14 protein-coding genes are annotated in these 20,346 nt (G+C 65.0%); 9 read left to right on the top strand and 5 right to left on the bottom strand.

Annotation, left to right across the window (positions count from 1 at the left end):
* Window positions 1-41 precede the first annotated feature (41 nt).
* The 3 genes from infB (at window position 42) to truB (ending at window position 4,483) form a co-directional block, all read left to right on the top strand.
* Complete coding sequence (infB, locus tag U0034_RS18220; RefSeq protein WP_085229517.1) at window positions 42-2,933, top strand: translation initiation factor IF-2; 2,892 nt, start codon at window positions 42-44, stop codon at window positions 2,931-2,933.
* Between the two features lie 131 nt (window positions 2,934-3,064).
* Entirely contained in the window at window positions 3,065-3,433 is a 369-nt protein-coding gene (gene rbfA, locus U0034_RS18225; RefSeq protein WP_085229518.1) for a 30S ribosome-binding factor RbfA, read from the top strand.
* Window positions 3,434-3,523: 90 nt separating this feature from the next.
* On the top strand, window positions 3,524-4,483 hold the full coding sequence (gene truB, locus U0034_RS18230; protein WP_085229519.1) for a tRNA pseudouridine(55) synthase TruB: 960 nt from the start codon (window positions 3,524-3,526) through the stop codon (window positions 4,481-4,483).
* 102 nt (window positions 4,484-4,585) lie between these two features.
* Here the strand turns inward: truB and U0034_RS18235 are convergent, their stop codons facing one another.
* The 4 genes from U0034_RS18235 to U0034_RS18250 form a co-directional block, all read right to left on the bottom strand.
* The gene (locus tag U0034_RS18235) at window positions 4,586-6,154 is read right to left on the bottom strand and encodes a DHA2 family efflux MFS transporter permease subunit (protein WP_085229520.1); all 1,569 of its coding nucleotides are present in this window, start codon (window positions 6,152-6,154) and stop codon (window positions 4,586-4,588) included.
* Window positions 6,155-6,191: 37 nt separating this feature from the next.
* Window positions 6,192-7,445, bottom strand: a complete 1,254-nt coding sequence (locus U0034_RS18240; RefSeq protein ID WP_085229521.1) for an EmrA/EmrK family multidrug efflux transporter periplasmic adaptor subunit — start codon at window positions 7,443-7,445, stop codon at window positions 6,192-6,194.
* Window positions 7,446-7,537: 92 nt separating this feature from the next.
* Window positions 7,538-9,043 carry an efflux transporter outer membrane subunit gene (locus tag U0034_RS18245; protein ID WP_233211976.1) on the bottom strand — a complete coding sequence of 502 codons (1,506 nt, stop codon included), beginning with the start codon at window positions 9,041-9,043 and terminating at the stop codon, window positions 7,538-7,540.
* 142 nt (window positions 9,044-9,185) lie between these two features.
* A complete protein-coding gene (locus U0034_RS18250) occupies window positions 9,186-9,671 on the bottom strand; it encodes a MarR family winged helix-turn-helix transcriptional regulator (RefSeq protein WP_085229523.1) in 486 nt (161 codons plus the stop codon).
* A 274-nt stretch (window positions 9,672-9,945) separates the two neighbouring features.
* Here U0034_RS18250 and typA point away from each other — a divergent pair, with 274 nt between their 5' ends.
* The 6 genes from typA to U0034_RS18280 all read left to right on the top strand — a co-directional run bounded on the left by typA (window position 9,946) and on the right by U0034_RS18280 (window position 19,624).
* Window positions 9,946-11,772, top strand: coding sequence for a translational GTPase TypA (gene typA / locus U0034_RS18255; RefSeq protein ID WP_085229602.1), 1,827 nt, complete (start codon window positions 9,946-9,948; stop codon window positions 11,770-11,772).
* Window positions 11,773-12,087: 315 nt separating this feature from the next.
* On the top strand, window positions 12,088-14,943 hold the full coding sequence (locus U0034_RS18260; RefSeq protein WP_085229524.1) for a 2-oxoglutarate dehydrogenase E1 component: 2,856 nt from the start codon (window positions 12,088-12,090) through the stop codon (window positions 14,941-14,943).
* Window positions 14,944-15,074: 131 nt separating this feature from the next.
* Window positions 15,075-16,346: a 2-oxoglutarate dehydrogenase complex dihydrolipoyllysine-residue succinyltransferase gene (odhB, locus tag U0034_RS18265; RefSeq protein WP_085229525.1), complete on the top strand. Its 1,272-nt coding sequence runs from the start codon at window positions 15,075-15,077 to the stop codon at window positions 16,344-16,346.
* Between the two features lie 99 nt (window positions 16,347-16,445).
* Window positions 16,446-17,876 carry a dihydrolipoyl dehydrogenase gene (lpdA, locus tag U0034_RS18270; protein ID WP_085229526.1) on the top strand — a complete coding sequence of 477 codons (1,431 nt, stop codon included), beginning with the start codon at window positions 16,446-16,448 and terminating at the stop codon, window positions 17,874-17,876.
* 106 nt (window positions 17,877-17,982) lie between these two features.
* Complete coding sequence (zapE, locus tag U0034_RS18275) at window positions 17,983-19,080, top strand: cell division protein ZapE (protein WP_085229527.1); 1,098 nt, start codon at window positions 17,983-17,985, stop codon at window positions 19,078-19,080.
* Between the two features lie 139 nt (window positions 19,081-19,219).
* Window positions 19,220-19,624 carry a transposase gene (locus U0034_RS18280; protein ID WP_085229528.1) on the top strand — a complete coding sequence of 135 codons (405 nt, stop codon included), beginning with the start codon at window positions 19,220-19,222 and terminating at the stop codon, window positions 19,622-19,624.
* A gap of 95 nt (window positions 19,625-19,719) precedes the next feature.
* Here U0034_RS18280 and U0034_RS18285 read toward each other — a convergent pair whose 3' ends face one another.
* Complete coding sequence (locus U0034_RS18285; RefSeq protein WP_085229529.1) at window positions 19,720-20,235, bottom strand: DUF2147 domain-containing protein; 516 nt, start codon at window positions 20,233-20,235, stop codon at window positions 19,720-19,722.
* Window positions 20,236-20,346 lie beyond the last annotated feature (111 nt).

Below are 20,346 nucleotides of genomic sequence, written 5' to 3' on the forward strand. Positions count from 1 at the left end.
TGCTAACCGCAAGGAATCGGTCCTTGCACTAAGAGGAATGAATGGCGAGTAACAACGTAGCCCAATTTGCCGCGGAACTGAAAATGCCAGCTGGGGTGCTGCTCGAGCAGCTTCAGGCAGCAGGTGTACAGAAAGCGAGTGAGGACGACGCCCTGTCCGAAACGGACAAGGCGCGTCTGCTCGACCACTTGCGCAAGTCGCACGGCTCGGCCGACGCGGACAAGCGCAAGATCACGCTGACCCGCCGGCACACGTCGGAGATCAAGCAATCCGACGCCACGGGCAAGGCTCGCACCATTCAGGTCGAAGTGCGCAAGAAGCGTGTGTTCGTGAAACGCGACGAACCGGGCGAGGCGGGAGCATCCGATGCGGCTGCGCAGGCCGCCGCCGAGGCCACGGTCGACGTGACCGCGGAAAGTGCCGAACTGCAGCGTCGCGAGGAAGAGGCCCGCCGCGAGGCCGAACTGCTCGCGAAGCAGGCGCAGGAGCTCAAGGAGCGTCAGGAGCGCCTCGAGCGCGAGGAAGCCGAGCGCCAGGCGCGCGAGCAGGCGGCCGAGGCCGAGCGCCGCCGCGCCGAGGAAGAGGCGGCGAAGAAGCATGCCGAGGCCGCGGCCCGTGAGCAGGCCGAGCGCGACGCGAGCGACGACGAGCGTGCAGCCGCCGAGCGTGCGGCGCAGCGCGAAGCCGCGAAGAAGGCCGAGGACGCGGCACGCGCCGCGGCCGAGAAGGCGCGCGCCGAGCAGGAAGACATCCGCAAGCGCCGTGAGGCGGCGGAGGCGGAAGCGCGCGCGATTCGCGAGATGATGAACACGCCGCGCCGGGCACAGGTGAAGGCGCCCGAACCGGCGCCCGCGCCGAAACCCGCCGAGCCGGCGAAGACGGCCGAAGCGAAGGGTACGCTGCACAAGCCCGCTCGTCCGGCTGGCGAGGCCGCGCGCCCCGCTGCGCGCAAGACGACCGCGGCGCCGGCCACGACGCAGGCTCCATCGCAGGCACCCGCAGGCGACAAGAAGAAGCCGGGCGGCAAGGGCGGCTGGCAGGACGACGCAGCCAAGCGCCGCGGCATCAAGACCCGCGGCGATTCGAGCGGCGGCGTGGACCGCGGCTGGCGCGGCGGCCCGAAGGGGCGCGGCAAGCACCAGGACAGCTCGACGTCGTTCCAGGCGCCGACCGAGCCGATCGTGCGCGAAGTGCACGTGCCCGAGACGATCACGGTGGCCGATCTGGCTCACAAGATGTCGGTGAAGGCGTCCGAGGTCATCAAGGTCATGATGAAGCTCGGCCAGATGGTCACGATCAACCAGATGCTCGACCAGGAAACGGCGATGATCATCGTCGAGGAACTGGGGCATCGCGCGGTCGCGGCCAAGCTCGACGATCCGGAAGCGCTGCTCGTAGAGGGCGAGGCAACCGATGCGGAGCTGCTGCCGCGTCCGCCCGTCGTCACGGTCATGGGCCACGTCGACCACGGCAAGACCTCGCTGCTCGACTACATCCGCCGCGCGAAAGTGGCGGCCGGCGAAGCGGGCGGCATTACGCAGCACATCGGCGCCTATCACGTCGAAACGCCGCGCGGCGTCATCACGTTCCTCGACACGCCGGGTCACGAGGCCTTTACTGCGATGCGTGCCCGTGGTGCGAAGGCCACTGACATCGTCATTCTGGTCGTGGCGGCCGACGACGGCGTGATGCCGCAAACGAAGGAAGCCATCGCGCACGCGAAAGCGGGCGGCGTGCCGATCGTCGTTGCGATCAACAAGATCGACAAGCCGGAGGCGAACCCCGAGCGCGTCAAGCAGGAGCTCGTCGCGGAAGGCGTCGTGCCGGAAGAATACGGCGGCGATTCGCCGTTCGTGCCGGTTTCGGCGAAGACGGGTGCGGGCATCGACGACCTGCTCGAGAACGTGTTGCTCCAGGCGGAAGTGCTCGAATTGACAGCGCCGGTGGAAGCGCCGGCGAAGGGTCTCGTGATCGAAGCGAAGCTCGACAAGGGCAAGGGTCCGGTCGCAACGGTGCTCGTGCAGTCGGGTACGCTCTCGCGCGGCGACGTCGTGCTCGCGGGCAGCGCGTATGGCCGTGTGCGCGCCATGCTGGACGAGACGGGCAAGGCCACGAAGTCGGCCGGTCCGTCGATTCCGGTCGAGATTCAGGGCTTGTCGGAAGTGCCGGCGGCAGGCGAGGAAGTGATGGTCCTGCAAGACGAGCGCAAGGCGCGCGAAATCGCGCTGTTCCGTCAGGGCAAGTTCCGCGACGTCAAGCTTGCGAAGCAGCAGGCCGCGAAGCTCGAAAGCATGCTCGAGCAGATGGGCGAGGGCGAGGTCAAGAACCTGCCGCTCATCGTCAAGGCCGACGTGCAGGGCTCGCAGGAAGCACTCGTGCAGGCGCTGCAAAAGCTGTCGACCGACGAAGTGCGCGTGCAGATCGTGCACGGCGCGGTGGGTGGCATCAGCGAGTCCGACGTCAATCTGGCGACGGCATCGAAGGCGGTCATCATCGGCTTCAACACGCGTGCCGACGCGCAGGCCCGCAAGCTTGCGGAAACGAACGATGTCGACATCCGCTACTACAACATCATTTACGATGCTGTGGATGAAGTGAAGGCGGCGATGTCGGGCATGCTCGCACCGGAGAAGCGCGAGGTCATCACGGGCATGGTCGAGGTGCGTCAGGTCTTCCGCGTGCCGAAGATCGGCGCGGTGGCGGGGTGTATGGTCACGGACGGTGTCGTCAAGCGCTCCTCGTCGGTGCGCGTGCTGCGCAACAACGTGGTCATTCACACCGGCGAGCTCGATTCGCTCAAGCGCTTCAAGGACGACGTCAAGGAAGTGAAGCAGGGCTTCGAGTGCGGTATGTCGATCAAGAACTTCAACGATATCGTCGAAGGCGATCAGTTCGAAGTGTTCGAAGTCACGGAAGTCGCGCGCACGCTCTAAGCGTCGCCGCGGCAAACCGGGCGGGGCGGGCGCGATGCCTTGTCCCGCCCGTTGCTTTTATGGCGGCCGTTTCGTGCGTGCCCGAGCGGTAACGGGCGCCAGCGGCGCAACCATTGCATCAGGAATTCGCCATGTCGAAGAAACGTAGTTCCCCCAATCGCAACGTGCAGATCGCCGATCAGATCCAGCGCGATCTGTCCGAACTGATCATGCGCGAGGTCAAAGACCCGCGCATCGGGCTCGTCACGATTCAGAGCGTCGAGCTCACGCCCGATTATGCGCACGCGAAGGTCTACTTCACGACGCTCACGGGCGATGCCGGTGCGACGCAAGCCGCACTCAATCATGCGGCAGGCCATCTGCACAATCTGCTTTTCAAGCGGCTGCACATCCATACGGTGCCCACGCTGCATTTCCACTACGACAAGACGATCGAGCGGGCTGTGGAAATGTCGCGTCTCATCGACGAGGCGAACGCGAGCCGTGCGAAGGACGATTGATTCGATGCGTTTCCGTTTCAACGTTCGCATGGATGCCGCAGTCCGGGCAGCTGGACCAGCGGGGCCGGAGCAAGTATCCGGAGCCTTGCGATGAGCGCGCCGCAGCGCCCGCGCGTGCCGCGTCGCGACCTCGATGGCGTGCTGCTGCTGGATAAGCCCGTGGGGCTTTCCAGCAATGACGCCCTTATGTGCGCGAAGCGCCTCTATCTGGCGAAGAAAGCCGGGCATACGGGCACGCTCGATCCGCTGGCATCGGGCCTTTTGCCGCTGTGCTTCGGCGAGGCGACGAAGTTTTCCCAGGACCTGCTCGAGGCCGACAAGACCTACGAGGCGACGATGCGGCTCGGCGTGCGCACGACGACAGGCGATGCCGAGGGCGAGGTGCTCGAGACGCGTGAGGTGCGCGTCGATCCCGCCGCGCTCGACAGCGCGATGGCGGGACTGCGTGGTCAGATCGTGCAGGTGCCGCCGATGTATTCGGCGCTCAAGCGCGACGGCAAGCCGCTTTACGAGTACGCGCGCGCCGGTCAGACGGTCGAACGCGAGGGGCGCGTGGTCACGATCCATTCGCTCGAGTTGCTCGCCTGCGCGCTGCCCGACGTCACGTTTCGCGTGAAATGCAGCAAGGGCACCTACGTGCGTACGCTCGCCGAGGACATCGGCGCGGCGCTCGGGTGCGGGGCGCACCTCGTTGCACTGCGCCGCACCGGCGTGGGCGCGCTGACACTCGAGCATGCCGTGACGCTCGACGCTTTGTCGGGGATGGAAGCACCGGCGCGCGATGCCATGTTGCAGCCCGTCGATGCACTGCTGAGTACGTTCGCGCCCGTGCGTCTTGCCGAGGAGGCCGCGCGCCGCTTCCAGCAGGGCCAGCGCCTGCGCGTGGCCGAGCTCGCATCGACCGCCGCGGGCAACGAGGAAGGCGTGCGCGGTGCGGGCGAGGGTGCGCGCGTGCGCGTCTATCGCGACGCGGACGGTGCGCTGCTCGGCGTGGCACGTGTGGTGGGCGGCGTACTCGCGCCGGAGCGGCTCGTCGTCATGCGGCCCTGAGCTGGCAGCGTTGCCCGTGCAAAGACAAAAGCCCGGCATTGGCATTGCCGGGCTTTTGTTTGGCCGCCGCGTGGCACGGCTCGTGCGCGGTTCGCATCGGGGTCAATGCGCGGCGGATGCCGCCGCGCTCGAATCGCCGCCGCCCGCGCGCTCGGGCCGGGTGATCCAGATCAGCGCAATGAGCACGACGAACACCAACGACGACAAGTAGAACAGGTCGTTGACGCCGAGCTGCGCGGCTTGCTGGCTGACGAGCCTGTCGAAGAGGCCGTAACGCTGCGACATGTCGAGCCCCGTCGTCGCGCCCATTTGGGCAAGCGACTGGTTGAAGGTCGGATCGAACGCACTGGCGCGCTCGGTCAACTGGGCATGGTGAAAGATCGTCCTGTGGTCCCAGGCCGTCGTGAAGATCGAGGTGCCGATCCCGCCGCACATGATCCGCACGAAGTTTGAGAGGCCCGACGCGGCCGCGATCCGGTTGCCCGGCAGCCCCGACAGCGTGATCGACACGAGCGGAATGAAAAAGCCGGCCATGCCGATGCCCTGCACGAGCGTGGGTAGCGCGAGCGACCACGTATCCACGCCCGTCGTATAGCGCGAGCGCATCCAGAAGCACAGCGCGAACACGAGGAACGCGGCCGTCGCGATCTTGCGCGGATCGGTGCGCGGCAGGAATTTGCCCGTCACGGGCGACAGCAGAATCGCGAAAACGCCGACAGGCGCCATCACGAGCCCCGCGTCCGTGGCCGTATAGCCGAGATCCGTTTGCAGCCAGAGCGGCAGCAGCACGAGGTTGCCGAAATAGAGTCCGTAGCCGATCGAGAGCGCGACGGTGCCGCCCGTGAAGTTGCGCTTTCTGAAAAGCGAGAGGTCGACCACCGGGTGCTCGGCCGTCAGCTCCCAGATCACGAAGAACGCGAAGCCGATCGCGGCGACGAGCGCCAGTGCGACGATCGTCGTCGACGAGAACCAGTCGAGGTCCTTGCCCTTGTCGAGCATCACCTGCAACGAGCCCACCCAGATCACGAGCAGCGAGAGGCCCACGGTGTCGATGGGCGCCTTCTTGATGACGGAGTCGCGCTCGCGGAAGATCGCGTACGTGGCGAGGGCGGCGGCCACACCCACCGGGATGTTGACGTAGAAGATCCACGGCCACGAGATGTTGTCGGAGATCCACCCGCCGAGAATCGGCCCGGCAACCGGCGCGATCAGAGTCGTCATCGACCACATCGCGAGTGCGGCGGGCGCCCTCGCACGCGGATAGCTCGCCAGCAGCAGCGTTTGCGAGAGCGGAATCATCGGGCCTGCGACGGCACCCTGGATGACGCGCGAGAGGAGCAGGAACGGCAGCGTCGGCGAAAGGCCGCACATCCACGACGAGATCACGAACAGAATGATCGAGGCGAGAAAGAGACGGACCTGCCCGATGCGGTCGGTGAGCCAGCCGGTGAGCGGCACCGAGATGGCGTTGGCGACTGCGAACGACGTGATGACCCAGGTGCCTTGATCGGACGAGACGCCGAGATCGCCCGAAATGGTCGGGATCGACACGTTGGCGATCGACGTGTCGAGCACGTTCATGAACACGGCGAGCGACACGGCAATGGTGCCGATCACGAGCCGGGCGCCCGTGAGCGGCGGATGAGGCGGCGCTGCTTGGGGGGAAGCCATGATGGAGATGCCCTCGGAGAGTGATTGAGCCGCGCGCTTACATCAGGCGCGCCGCGCCGCTCGCCATCTTGGCTCCGCGTGCGTTGCGCTGAGCGGCCGGTTTTTGCGCCACGGGCGTCGTGGCACCGGAGCCGGCATTGGCCGCGATGATGCGCGCGATCTCGGCATCGGCCTCGTCGCCGTACTTGTCGAAGACGTTCGTCTGATAGACCGTGTTGCGCGCGTTGCCGAGCTGGCTGCCGCTGTCGTCCTTGATGTCGACATCGACTTGCATCGAGAGGCCGATGCGCAGCGGATGAGCGCGCAACTGGTCGGCATCGAGTTCGATGCGCACCGGCAGCCGCTGCACGACCTTGATCCAATTGCCGGTGGCGTTCTGGGCCGGCAGCAGCGAGAAGGCGGAACCGGTGCCAGCCGAAAAGCCCACGACCTTGCCGCGATAGACGACGGAAGAGCCATAAACGTCCGCCGTCAACGTCACTGGCTGGCCGATGCGCATATGCTTGAGCTGGACTTCCTTGAAGTTGGCATCGACCCAGACCGCGTTCAGCGGGACGATGGCCATCAGCGGCGCCCCGGGCGACACGCGCTGGCCGACCTGGACCGCGCGTTTGGCGACGTAGCCGGTCACGGGCGCGGGCAGCGTGTTGCGCGCATTGTTCAAGTACGCGTCGCGCACGCGCGCGGCGGCCGCGAGCACGTTCGGATGATCGGCAATCGTCGTGTTCGTGGTCAGTGCGCGGTTCGAGGCGAGCTGTTGCTGGGCGGCGTCGAGCGCGGCCTGGGCGGCCTTGACGGCGTCACGCGCATGCGAGATCTCTTCCTGCGAGACGGCACCCGTTTGCGCGACGGCAAGGCGGCGCTTCAAATCGTCCTGCGCGCGAGAGAGGTCGGCCTCGCGCTGGGCGATCTGGGCCTGATACTGATCGTTGTTGACGAAGATCCCGCGCACCTGGCGCACCGTCTGCGCGAGATTCGCTTCGGCCTGCTGCAGCGCCACGCGCGCATCGGCGCCATCGAGGACGACGAGCGGATCGCCGGCCTTGACGGTTTGCGTATCGTCGGCATTGACGGCGATGACCGTGCCCGTGACCTGCGGCGTGATCTGCACAACGTTGCCGTTGACGTAGGCGTCGTCGGTTTCCTCGTGGAAGCGGGCGACGAGGAAATAGTAGAGCCCGTACGCGATCGCTGCCACGAGGATCACGAGAGCGAGCAGCGTCATCAGCCGCTTGCGTTTGCCGTTCGCCGGCGACTGCGACGTCGCGGCGGGTTTCTGGGTGTCGCTCATTGAAATACTCCTGGGGTTTCTAATCCCTATTGTTCGAATGTCGGCCGTCCAGTGCTCGGGTTGGACGGTGTTTTGCGGCTTGGCCGCGGTACTCAGCCCGACGTGCCTGCCGCTGCCGGCCGTGCCTGCGCCGCATCGGACGGCAGGCCCACGCCGCTTGCCTCGGCCTGGAAGCCGCCGCCGAGTGCCTTGATCAGCGCGAACTGCATATCGCGCCGGCGCATCCTCAGGTTCGTCACCGTCTGCTCGGCCGTAAGCCGGTTGATGTCGGCCGTCAGCACCTGCAACTGCGGCGAGAGTCCGGCCTTGTAGCGGATCACGGCGAGCCGGTAAGCCTCGGTCGAGGCATCGAGCGCGCGCTGCGCATCGCCCATTTGCCGATCGACGGCGCGGATCGAGGCGACTTGCGTGGCGACGTCCGACAGCGCGTCGATCAACGTCTGGTTGTAGCTCGCGACGTCGAGTTCGAAGTCGGCGTAGCGGCCCTTCAATTGCGCTCGCAGCGCACCCGCATCGAAAATCGGCAGATGAATGGCCGGCGAAACCTGCAATTGTCTGCTGCTTGCTTTCAGGAAGCGGCTGAAGCCGAAGGCGTCGAGTCCGGCCGCCGCGGCCAGGTTGATGTCCGGGAAGAACTCAGCCTTCGCTTCCTTTACGTCGTGCAGCGCGGCTTCGATCTGCCAGCGCGCGGCGACGAGATCGGGGCGGCGCGCGAGAAGGTCCGCCGGCAGATTGTCGGGCAGCGCGAGCGCGCCGCCGGCCGAGAGCGCGGGCTGCGCGATTTGCAGGCCCGCATCGGGCCCCTTGCCGAGCAGGGCGGCGAGCTGGTAACGCACGGTCGTGATCTGACCATCGAGATCGGAGAGCGTGGTTTGGCTCGACGCGATGTTGCCAAGCGCCGTCTGTTTCTCGACGCTCGTATCGAGACCGGCCTTCACCCGCCCGTTCGTGATCGAACCCACCTCCTGACGATTGGCGATTTCGCGCGCGGCGATGTCGCGCTGTGCGTAGAGCTGCGCGAGCTGGTTGTAAGTCCGCGCGACCGATGCGGCAAGCGTGATGCGTGCCTGCTGGATGTCGGCTTGCGCAGCCTTTTCCTGTGAGACGGCTGCGGCGAGGCGGGACCGGTTCTTGCCCCACAGATCGAGATCCCACGACGCGCTGGCGAGCGCCGTATGTTCGGTGAACCAGCTGCCGCCGTACGGAGCCGGATAGATCGTGTTTTCCGTGAAGCGTTCGCGCGTGACCGAGTAGCTGCCATTGACCTTCGGCATGAGTTCCGAGCGCGAGCTTTCGATGTAGGACTGTGCTTTGGCGAGGCGCGCCTGGGCCTGCGCGATCGTCGGATTGCCTGCAAGCGCTTCGTCGATGAGCTTTGGCAACTGCGGGTCGCCGAACCGCCCGGCCCAGTCGAGCGACGGCCATTGTCCGCCTTGGGCGGGCAGGCTTTGCGCGGTGTCGAAGCTCGTCGCGCTCGCGGGCGTCTTCTCGCTCTTGATGCCGGCGTAATTGACGCAGCCCGCGAGCACGAGGGCGGCGATCGCGGCGGCGGCGGCCCGCGGGGCGCGCAGGCGGGACGGAACGGAACGTGATGTCATTGCGCGGCCTTTCGACTCGAATGTGATGATGGACATTGCAACTTTTTTTTCGGTGTTCGATACCCAAAACGACTTACCGGCACCGCAGCGGCGGGGCGCGCGGCTCGAATACGGGGAGGACGCTTTGGGCGGTGGCGCGGAATCAGCTTCCGCCGGCGGCAGCCTCGCAGGTATTGGCCAGCATGCGCCTCAACATGCTTTTCAGAAAGCCGATTTCCTCGGGTGTGAAGCCGGCCAGCGCCTTCTCGGTCACGCCGCCGAAGATCTCCGGCATGCGCGCGGCAAGCGCGTAGCCATCGGCCGTCAGCTCGAGGCGCACGGCCCGGCGATCCTCGCTGCTGCGCACGCGCGAGAGCAGCTTGCGTTTCTCGAGCCGATCGACGAGGCGCGTGACCGCGCTCGCGTCGATGCCGTAGTGCCGCGCCAGGTCGGCGGCGAGCGGGCATCGGCCCGAACCGATCATGAACAGCATGCTGCCCTGCGTGCTTGTAATGCCGAGCTCGCTCATGGTGCGCTGGCTCACGAGATTGGACAGGCCCGATTTGGCGCGGGCGAGCAGGTAGCCCACGGCTTCGTCGAGCGGAAAGTCGCGCACCTCGGGTGGAAGCCCGTCAGTCGGTTCAGCCATGGTCTTTCCTGAAACTGCAATAATTGACTAGGCAGCATTCTAGTGTCGGAAACATGACTATGCAAGTATTTACTTGCGGCCTCCCTCGGGGCGCGCTCCCTGAGCGCTTGCGAGCCGCGTGCCCGGTGGCGCGATCGGCATTGCTGCATTGCGCCGGCGTGTCGTATGCCGAGGTTTCACGCCGGCGTGCTACAATTTCGAGTTCTCCAAAGTGCGTTCTTCGCCTGCCGCCAGCGGCTTCGCGCGCGTGCGCACGCAACCGTTCAGACCTCTTATGACACGCGCCCTTCGCAACATCGCCATCATTGCCCACGTCGACCATGGCAAGACCACGCTCGTCGATCAGCTGCTTCGTCAGTCGGGCACGTTCCGGGACAACCAGCAGATCGCGGAGCGCGTGATGGATTCGAACGACATCGAGCGAGAGCGCGGTATCACGATCCTTGCGAAGAACTGCGCCGTCGAATACGAGGGCACGCACATCAATATCGTCGATACGCCGGGGCACGCGGACTTCGGCGGCGAGGTGGAGCGCGTGCTGTCGATGGTGGATTCGGTGCTGCTGCTCGTCGACGCAGTCGAGGGCCCGATGCCGCAAACGCGCTTCGTGACGAAAAAGGCGCTCGCGCTCGGCCTGAAGCCGATCGTCGTCGTCAACAAGATCGACCGGCCGGGCGCGCGCATCGACTGGGTCATCAATCAAACGTTCGACCTTTTCGACAAGCTCGGGGCGTCCGAAGACCAACTCGATTTCCCGATCGTCTATGCTTCGGGCCTGAACGGCTACGCGTCGCTCGATCCGAGCGCGCGCGAGGGCGACATGCGCCCGCTGTTCGAGGCCATTCTCGAGCACGTCCCCGTGCGGCCGGCCGATCCGGACGCGCCGCTGCAATTGCAGATCACGTCGCTCGACTACTCGACCTACGTCGGCCGTATCGGTGTGGGCCGCATCACGCGCGGCCGCATCCGCCCCGGCCAGCAGGTCGCTTTGCGCTTCGGCCCCGAGGGCGAGGTGCAGAACCGCAAGATCAACCAGGTGCTCTCGTTCGAGGGGCTCGACCGCGTGCAGGTGGACGAGGCCCAGGCGGGCGACATCGTGCTCATCAACGGCATCGAGGACATCGGCATCGGCGCGACGATCTGCGCGCCCGAGGCCCCGGAGGCGCTGCCGATGATCACCGTCGACGAACCCACCCTCACGATGAACTTCCTCGTGAACTCGTCGCCGCTCGCGGGTAAGGAGGGCAAATTCGTCACGAGCCGGCAAATCCGCGATCGCCTGATGCGCGAACTCAACCACAACGTGGCGTTGCGCGTGCGCGACACGGGCGACGAAACCGTGTTCGAAGTCTCGGGCCGCGGCGAGCTGCACCTCACGATCCTGATCGAAAACATGCGCCGGGAAGGGTACGAACTCGCGGTGTCGCGCCCGCGCGTGGTGCTGCACGAGGTCGACGGCGTCAAGCAGGAGCCGTACGAGCTTCTGACCGTGGATGTGGAAGACGGCCACCAGGGCGGCGTGATGGAGGAGCTGGGGCGTCGCAAGGGCGAACTGCTCGACATGGCGTCCGACGGGCGCGGCCGTACACGGCTCGAGTACCGTATTCCGGCGCGCGGCCTGATCGGTTTCCAGGGCGAATTCATGACGCTTACGCGCGGCACGGGGCTCATGAGCCACGTTTTCGACGAGTACGCCCCGATCAAGGAAGGCACGCTTGGCGAGCGCCGCAACGGTGTGCTGATTTCGCAGGACGACGGTGCGGCGGTGGCCTACGCGCTGTGGAAGCTCCAGGATCGCGGCCGCATGTTCGTGAAGCCGGGCGACGCGCTCTACGAGGGCATGATCATCGGCATTCACAGCCGCGACAACGATCTCGTCGTCAATCCGATCAAGGGCAAGCAGCTCACGAACGTCCGCGCGTCGGGTACCGACGAAGCGGTGCGGCTCGTGCCGCCGATCCAGCTTTCGCTCGAGTACGCGGTGGAATTCATCGACGACGACGAACTGGTCGAAGTGACCCCGCAATCGATCCGTCTGCGCAAGCGCCATCTGAAGGAGCATGAGCGCCGCCGCGCGAGCCGCGAAGCCGCGCTCGACTGAGCGGGCGCGTGCACCGCTGCGTGCACCGTTTTGGCGCGCAGGCCCTCGGCCATTCGCAGGCTTTCGCAAAGCCGCCCGAAAGGGCGGCTTTGCTTTTGGCTTTGCTTTTTTGTAGCCGGAATGCCTCGTTTACCCGCGTCCCCGCGCGCCCCGACCAATCTCGAATATCGGTTATGTGCTATGCTGCGCGTTGCTAGTTTTAGGTCCTTCCAAGCAAGACTTGATTCGCGCAATCCGCTAAACGGTCAGGCCGTGTCGCGGAAGGTTGAGTAACCCGCTATTTCTCGAGAAACTCGAAGAAAGGTGAGCGTAAACATGATGAAGCAATTCCAGCTGAACTCGTACCTGTTCGGCGGCAATGCTCCGTACGTTGAAGAGCTGTACGAGCAATATCTGGACAATCCGGCGTCTGTCCCCGAGAACTGGCGCGAGTATTTCGACGCGCTGCAAAACGTTCCGGCCTCGGATGGCACGACCGCCAACGACGTGGCCCATGGCCCGATCGTCGAGTCGTTCGCTCAGCGCGCGAAAGCCAACGCTTTCATCCCGCGCGAAGCCGGGGAGAACCTCTCGACTGCGCGCAAGCAAGTCCACGTCCAGTCGCTTATCAGCGCCTATCGCTTCATGGGCTCGCAATGGGCCAATCTCGATCCGCTGAAGCGTCGCGAGCGTCCCGCCATTCCCGAACTCGAACCCGCGTTCTACGATTTCACGGAAGCGGACCTCGACCAGACCTTCAGCGCCGGCAACCTCTATTTCGGCTTCGAGCAAGCGTCGCTGCGCGAGATCGTCAAGGCGCTGCGCGACACGTACTGCGGCACGATCGGCGCCGAGTTCATGTACATCAGCGATCCCGAGCAAAAGCGCTGGTGGCAGGAGCGCCTGGAGTCGATTCGCGCGACCCCGAATTTCTCGGCTGAGAAAAAGAAGCACATTCTCAACCGGCTGACGGCCGGCGAAGGCCTCGAGCGCTATCTGCATACGCGCTATGTGGGCCAGAAGCGCTTTTCGCTCGAGGGCGGCGAAAGCTTCATCGCCTCGATGGACGAAGTAGTGCGCCACGCCGGCGCGAACGGCGTGCAGGAAATCGTGATCGGCATGGCCCACCGTGGCCGTCTGAACGTGCTCGTGAACACGCTCGGCAAGATGCCGTCGGATCTGTTCGCGGAGTTCGAAGGCAAGCACGTCGACGATCTGCCCGCAGGTGACGTCAAGTACCACAAGGGCTTCTCGTCCGATGTCGCGACCGAAGGCGGCCCCGTGCACCTGTCGCTGGCGTTCAACCCGTCGCACCTCGAAATCGTCAATCCCGTTGTCGAAGGTTCGGCGAAGGCGCGCATGGACCGCCGCGGCGACGCCGCCGGCGCACAGGTGCTGCCGGTGCAGATCCATGGCGACGCGGCCTTCGCGGGCCAGGGCGTCGTGATGGAAACGCTGAACCTCGCGCAAACGCGCGGCTACGGCACGCACGGCACGCTGCACATCGTCATCAACAACCAGATCGGCTTCACGACGTCCGACCCGCGCGACGCGCGTTCGACGCTTTACTGCTCGGACGTCGTCAAGATGATCGAGGCGCCCGTGCTGCACGTGAACGGCGACGATCCCGAAGCGGTCGTGCTCGCCACGCAGCTCGCGATCGACTTCCGGATGCAATTCCACAAGGATGTCGTGATCGACATCGTCTGCTTCCGGAAGCTCGGCCACAACGAGCAGGACACGCCGGCGGTCACGCAGCCGCTGATGTACAAGAAGATCGCCCAGCATCCGGGCACGCGCGCGCTCTACGCCGAAAAGCTCGTCCAGCAGGGCGTGATCGGGGCCGATGACGCCGACGGCTTCGTCAAGGCCTACCGCCAGGCGATGGACGCAGGCCATCACACCGTCGATCCCGTTCTCTCGAACTACAAGAGCAAGTACGCGGTGGACTGGGTGCCGTTCCTGAACCGCAAGTGGACCGATGCGGCCGACACGGCCGTGCCGCTCGCGGAACTGAAGCGCCTTGGCGAGCGCATCACGACGATCCCCGAAAACTTCAAGCTGCACCCGCTCGTCGAGCGCGTCGTCAACGACCGCCGCGCGATGGCGCGCGGCGATGCCCCGCTCGATTGGGGCATGGGCGAGCATCTCGGTTACGCCTCGCTCGTCGCATCGGGCTATGCCGTGCGTTTGACTGGCCAGGATTCGGGCCGCGGCACGTTCACCCATCGTCACGCGGTGCTGCACGACCAGAACCGCGAGCGCTGGAACGACGGCACCTACATTCCGCTGCAAAACGTGGCGGACGGTCAGGCGAAGTTCACGGTGATCGACTCGGTGCTGTCCGAAGAAGCTGTACTCGGCTTCGAATACGGCTACTCCACGGCCGAGCCGAACACGCTCGTGGCATGGGAAGCGCAGTTCGGCGACTTCGCCAACGGCGCGCAAGTCGTGATCGATCAGTTCATCTCGTCGGGCGAAGTGAAGTGGGGCCGTGTCTCTGGCCTGACGATGCTCCTGCCGCATGGCTACGAAGGCCAGGGTCCCGAGCACTCGTCGGCGCGTATGGAGCGCTATCTGCAACTGTGCGCCGAGCACAACATGCAGGTCGCGCAGCCCACCACGCCCGCGCAGATCTTCCATCTGTTGCGTCGCCAGATGATCCGCCTGTTCCGCAAGCCGCTCATCATCTTCACGCCGAAGTCGCTGCTGCGCCACAAGGAAGCCGTGTCGGATCTGTCCGAACTCGCGAGCGGCGCGTTCCAGCCCGTGATCGGCGAAGTCGATTCGAGCATCGAGGCGAAGAAGGTGAAGCGTGTAGTGGTCTGCTCGGGCCGCGTCTACTACGACCTCGTCGCCCATCGCCGCGAAGCGAAGGCGAACGACGTCGCGATCGTGCGTATCGAGCAGCTTTATCCGTTTGCGCACAAGCAGTTCGAAGCGGAAATCAAGAAGTACGATCACGCGACGGAAGTGGTGTGGGTGCAGGACGAGCCGCAAAACCAAGGCCCGTGGTTCTACATCGAGCACCATCTGAAGGAAGGCATGAAGGAAGGGCAGAAGCTCGCGTACAGCGGCCGCCCGGCTTCGGCCTCGCCTGCGGTGGGCTACTACGCGAAGCACTACGAGCAGCAAAAGGCGCTCGTGGAAGGCGCGTTTGGCCGTCTCAAGAGCGCATCGATCGCGAAATAACGACATGACAGCGAACCGGGAAAGCGCAGCAGCGCTTTCCCGCGTCGTTTGCCGGGCACGCGGAGCAAGAAGCGTCAGGCAATACGGACCTCGGTTCGCGCTCCACACCAGATAGAGTTCAGGAAAATCAAATGGCTATTGTTGAAGTCAAGGTTCCCCAGTTTTCCGAGTCGGTCTCGGAAGGCACGATGCTGCAATGGAAGAAGAAGGCCGGCGAAGCCGTCGCGCGTGACGAAGTGCTCGTCGAGATCGAAACCGACAAGGTCGTGCTCGAAGTGCCGGCGCCCGCGGCGGGCGTGCTGGCGGAAGTGATCGTCGGCGACGGCGAGACCGTCGAATCGGAGCAACTGCTCGCGAAGATCGATACGGAAGCGAAGGCTGGCGCCGCGCCGGCTGCGGCCGCTGCCGCCGCGCCTGCCGCTACCGCTGCCGCACCGGCTGCTGCCGCGCCGGCTGCTGCGACGGCCACCGCGGGTGCCGCTGCGTCCCCCGCGGCAGGCAAGCTCATGGCCGAGAAGAACCTGAGCGCCGAGCAGGTGCCGGGCACGGGCCGGGACGGCCGCATCACGAAGGGCGATGTTCTGGCTGCCGGCACACCGGCGCCCGCCGCGAAGGCACCGGCTGCCGCACCCGCCGCACGCCCGGCGAAGCCCTCGCTGCCCGACGTGAAGGCGCCGGCCTCGGCCGACACGTGGCTCAACAACCGCCCCGAGCAGCGCGTGCCGATGTCGCGCCTGCGCGCGCGGATCGCCGAGCGTCTGCTCGAGTCGCAGCAGACGAACGCCATTCTCACGACGTTCAACGAAGTGAACATGGCGCCCGTCATGGAGCTGCGCAACAAGTACAAGGACAAGTTCGAGAAGGAGCACGGCGTGAAGCTCGGCTTCATGTCGTTCTTCGTCAAGGCTGCCGTGCACGCGCTCAAGAAGTTCCCCCTCGTGAACGCGTCGATCGACGGTAACGACATCGTCTATCACGGCTACTTCGACATCGGTATCGCTGTCGGATCGCCGCGCGGCCTCGTGGTGCCGATCCTGCGCAATGCCGATCAGATGAGCCTTGCCGACATCGAGAAGAAGATCGCGGAGTTCGGCCAGAAGGCGAAGGACGGCAAGCTCTCGATCGAGGAAATGACGGGCGGCACGTTCTCGATTTCGAACGGTGGTGTGTTCGGCTCGATGCTCTCCACGCCGATCATCAACCCGCCGCAGTCGGCCATTCTCGGCGTGCACGCCACGAAGGAGCGTGCCGTCGTCGAAAACGGCCAGATCGTCATCCGCCCGATGAACTACCTCGCGCTGTCGTACGACCACCGGATCATCGACGGGCGCGAAGCCGTCCTTTCGCTCGTGGCGATGAAGGATGCGCTCGAGGATCCCGCGCGCCTGCTGCTCGATCTGTAACGCCTGTGAGCGCACGCAACACGTGCGCTACCGCCTGGTTTGAATGGCGGCGATGCATGGCGAAGCGCCGCGCATCGTCGCGTCATCGAAAGGATTGTCATGTCTCAAGAATTTGACGTCGTCGTGATCGGCGCGGGCCCTGGCGGCTATATCGCCGCGATCCGTGCCGCGCAGCTCGGCAAGAGCGTCGCCTGTATCGAAAAGTGGAAGAACCCGGCCGGCGCGCTGAAGCTCGGCGGCACCTGCCTGAATGTCGGCTGCATTCCGTCGAAGGCGCTGCTTGCCTCGTCGGAAGAGTTCGAGAATGCTTCGCATCACCTCGCCGAGCATGGTATCGACGTGGCCGGCGTGAAGATCGACATCGGCAAGATGCTCGCGCGCAAGGACGGCATCGTCGAAAAGATGACGAGCGGCATCGAGTTCCTCTTCAAGAAGAACAAGATCACCTGGCTCAAGGGGCACGGTAAATTTGTCGGCAGGAACGACGGCGGCGTGCAGATCGAAGTGAGCGGCGAGGGCGATACCGAAGTCGTCACGGCCAGGAACGTCATCATCGCCACGGGCTCGAAGGCACGCCATCTGCCGAACGTGCCGGTCGACAACAAGATCGTCGCCGATAACGAAGGCGCGCTTTCGTTCGACGCCGTGCCGAAGAAGCTGGCCGTGATCGGTGCCGGCGTGATCGGCCTCGAACTCGGCTCGGTATGGCGCCGCCTTGGCGCGCAAGTGACCGTGCTCGAAGCGCTGCCGCAGTTCCTCGGCGCCGCCGACGAAGCGCTCGCCAAGGAAGCGGCCAAGCTCTTCAAGAAGCAAGGGCTCGACATTCACCTCGGCGTGAAGATCGGCGACGTGAAAGCGACCGGCAAGGGCGTCACGATCGCCTATACCGATAAGGACGGCAACGCGCAGACGCTCGAAGCGGATCGCCTGATCGTCTCGGTCGGCCGCGTGCCGAACACCGACAATCTCGGCCTCGAAGCCGTCGGCCTGAAGGCGAACGAGCGCGGTTTCATCGACGTGGACGACCACTGCCGCACGGCTGTGCCGAATATCTACGCGATCGGCGACGTCGTGCGCGGGCCGATGCTTGCGCACAAGGCCGAAGACGAAGGCGTGCTAGTGGCCGAGATCATCGACGGCCAGAAGCCGCATATCGACTACAACTGCATCCCCTGGGTCATTTACACGGAACCCGAGATCGCCTGGGTGGGCAAGACCGAGCAGCAGTTGAAGGCCGAGGGCCGCGAGATCAAGACGGGCCAGTTCCCGTTCTCGATCAACGGCCGCGCACTCGGCGTGGCCAAGCCGGAAGGCTTCGTGAAAATGATTGCCGATGCGAAGACCGATGAGCTTCTCGGCGTGCACATCATCTCCGCGAATGCTTCGGATCTGATCGCCGAAGCCGTGGTCGCGATGGAGTTCAAAGCTGCCTCCGAGGATATCGGTCGCATCAGCCATCCGCATCCGTCGCTCTCGGAAGTGATGCGCGAGGCGGCGCTCGCCGTCGACAAGCGGTCGCTCAACAAGTAACGGCGCCGCGGCGGCCGAGCCGCCCAGATCGTGCGCCCTGAAGCTGGCGCACCGCGACGAAGGCGGGCGGGCGAAACCCGTTCGCCTTCGTTTTTTGTGTCTCACGATGAACGTCATCGAATATTACGAACACGAGCTGCGTACGCGAGGCTATCAGGCCGACGATGCGCAGCTTCAGGCGGTGGACCGTCTCCAGCGCTGCTATGGCGAATGGGTCGCCTACAAGGCACGCCGCTCGAACACGTGGCGCAAGCTGCTCGTGCATCCCGACTTGCCGCGCGGCGTCTACATGTGGGGCGGCGTGGGCCGTGGCAAGAGCTTCCTCATGGATAGCTTTTATGCCGTCGTGCCGGTGCAGCGCAAAACGCGCCTGCACTTTCACGAGTTCATGCGCGAGGTTCATCGGCAGCTCGAGGAGCTGAAGGGGCAGGCGGATCCGCTCGACGAACTCGCGCGCCGCGTGGCCAAGCGCTACCGGCTGATATGCTTCGACGAGTTTCACGTTTCCGACATTGCCGACGCGATGATTCTGCATCGGTTGCTCTCGAAGCTTTTCGAGAACGGCGTGCAGTTCGTGATGACGTCCAATTACGAGCCCGGCACGCTTTATCCCGATGGGCTGCACCGCGACCGCGTGCTACCCGCGATCGAATTGATCCAGGCTCAGCTCGATATCGTCAACGTGGACGCCGGCGTCGACTATCGGCGCCGTACGCTGGCCCAGGTCGCCGTCTACCATACGCCGCTCGGCGCCGAGGCCGACCGGGCGCTGCGCAGTGCGTTCTCGCAGTTGGCCGCGGTGCCCGACGAGAGCCCGCTGCTGCATATCGAAAAGCGCGAGCTCAAGGCGTTGCGGCGCGCCGATGGCGTCGTCTGGTTCGATTTCGCCACGCTGTGCGGCGGGCCGCGCTCGCAGAACGACTACCTCGAGCTCGCCACGCGCTTTCATACCGTGATCCTCTCGGACGTGCCGCAGATGACGCCGCGCATGGCGTCCGAGGCGCGCCGCTTCACCTGGCTCATCGACGTCTTCTATGATCACAAGGTAAAGCTGCTGATGTCCGCGGCAGTCCCGCCCGAGGCGCTTTACGTCGAAGGGCCTATGGCCAACGAATTCAGTCGGACGGTGTCGCGCATCGTCGAGATGCAGTCGAAGGAATATCTGGAGGCGCCGCGACGCCTCGTCGATACGTCGTTGACCTGATACGATTGCTCACGGATCGGCCGCGCGCGAAGCGCGGTCGCTGCCGTGGCCCGTGCCGCGCGGAAGATTCGGATTATTCTGATGTTCGCCGGCTCGGGTGGGGCATATCGTGCACTCTGTACTCACGAAGGAGGCGCACATGACCCCTTATCGCGAAATAACGGACGAACAATGGCACCGCGTGGTCACGCTGTTTCCTGAATTGCAACCGCGACTTCCCTCGCGGGGCCGGCCGCTTACCGACACACGCGCCGTACTCAACGGCGTGCTTTGGGTCATATACAGCGGCGCGGCCTGGTCGTCGATGCCTCGTCGCTATCCCTCGTACCAAACATGCCACCGGCGCTTCAAGATCTGGTACGACTCGGGTGTCTTCAGGCACGTGCTCGCGCAGCTGTACGGCGATGCAGCCGAGACGCTCTGTGATTCGATCAAGCTGCGCATGCGCTCGACACTGGGCTCGCGTACGCTCAGCGTGCCCGCGTTCTCGAGTGTCGAGGCACCGGCGCTCAGCTATCTGGCTTCGCTTCGGCGCGCGGCATGAGATGAGGAGCCAACCACACCGGCTCCCCGATCGCTAACGAAAATGGCCGACGGCGCATGGTCGTTCGTCGGCAACAAGGTCTGGCGGCACGCGCCTCAGTTTTGCGCTTGCGCTGACGAAGCATTGGATTGACGAAGCCACGTCTGCGAGCGGCCGAGCAGCGATACGCCGATATAACCGCGCACCACGAGTTTTTGGCCGCCGTCCTCGAGCGTCATCTTGCACTTGTAGACCTTGCCGTTTTCTGGGTCGAGAATGTTGCCTCCGTCCCAGTGATCGCCGCTTGGCTTCATCTCGCGGATGATCGTCATACCGAGAATTTTCTGATCCTTGCGCTCGTCCGAGCATTCGGTGCAGCGGCGATCGGGCGAGTCCGCAGGGTTGAGCCCCTTGATGACCTTGCCGCTCAACGTGCCGTCGGCGCCTTGCGTAATTTGGACGAGGGCCTTCGGCTGATGGGTGTGGTCGTCGATCGTTTGCCACACGCCCACCGGCGTTTCGTTGCCCTGTGCGGCCGCGAGCGTGGCGCTTGCGGTGAGCAGGCCCGCTACCACGAGCCGGGTTGCCGTTGTCCGGGCGATGGCCCATGCGCGGTGCGAGATGTGCGTCATGCGTTCCTCCTTTGATTGACTGTCTGTCGTTCGATTTGCGCGGTGACGCCATGCCGGCGCTCCACGTCTCGTCTTGATCTGCGCAGCATACGCGTGAAAAAAGCCGGTGCG

It is taken from the genome of Trinickia caryophylli (genome assembly GCF_034424545.1).
In the GTDB taxonomy this organism is placed as follows: domain Bacteria; phylum Pseudomonadota; class Gammaproteobacteria; order Burkholderiales; family Burkholderiaceae; genus Trinickia; species Trinickia caryophylli.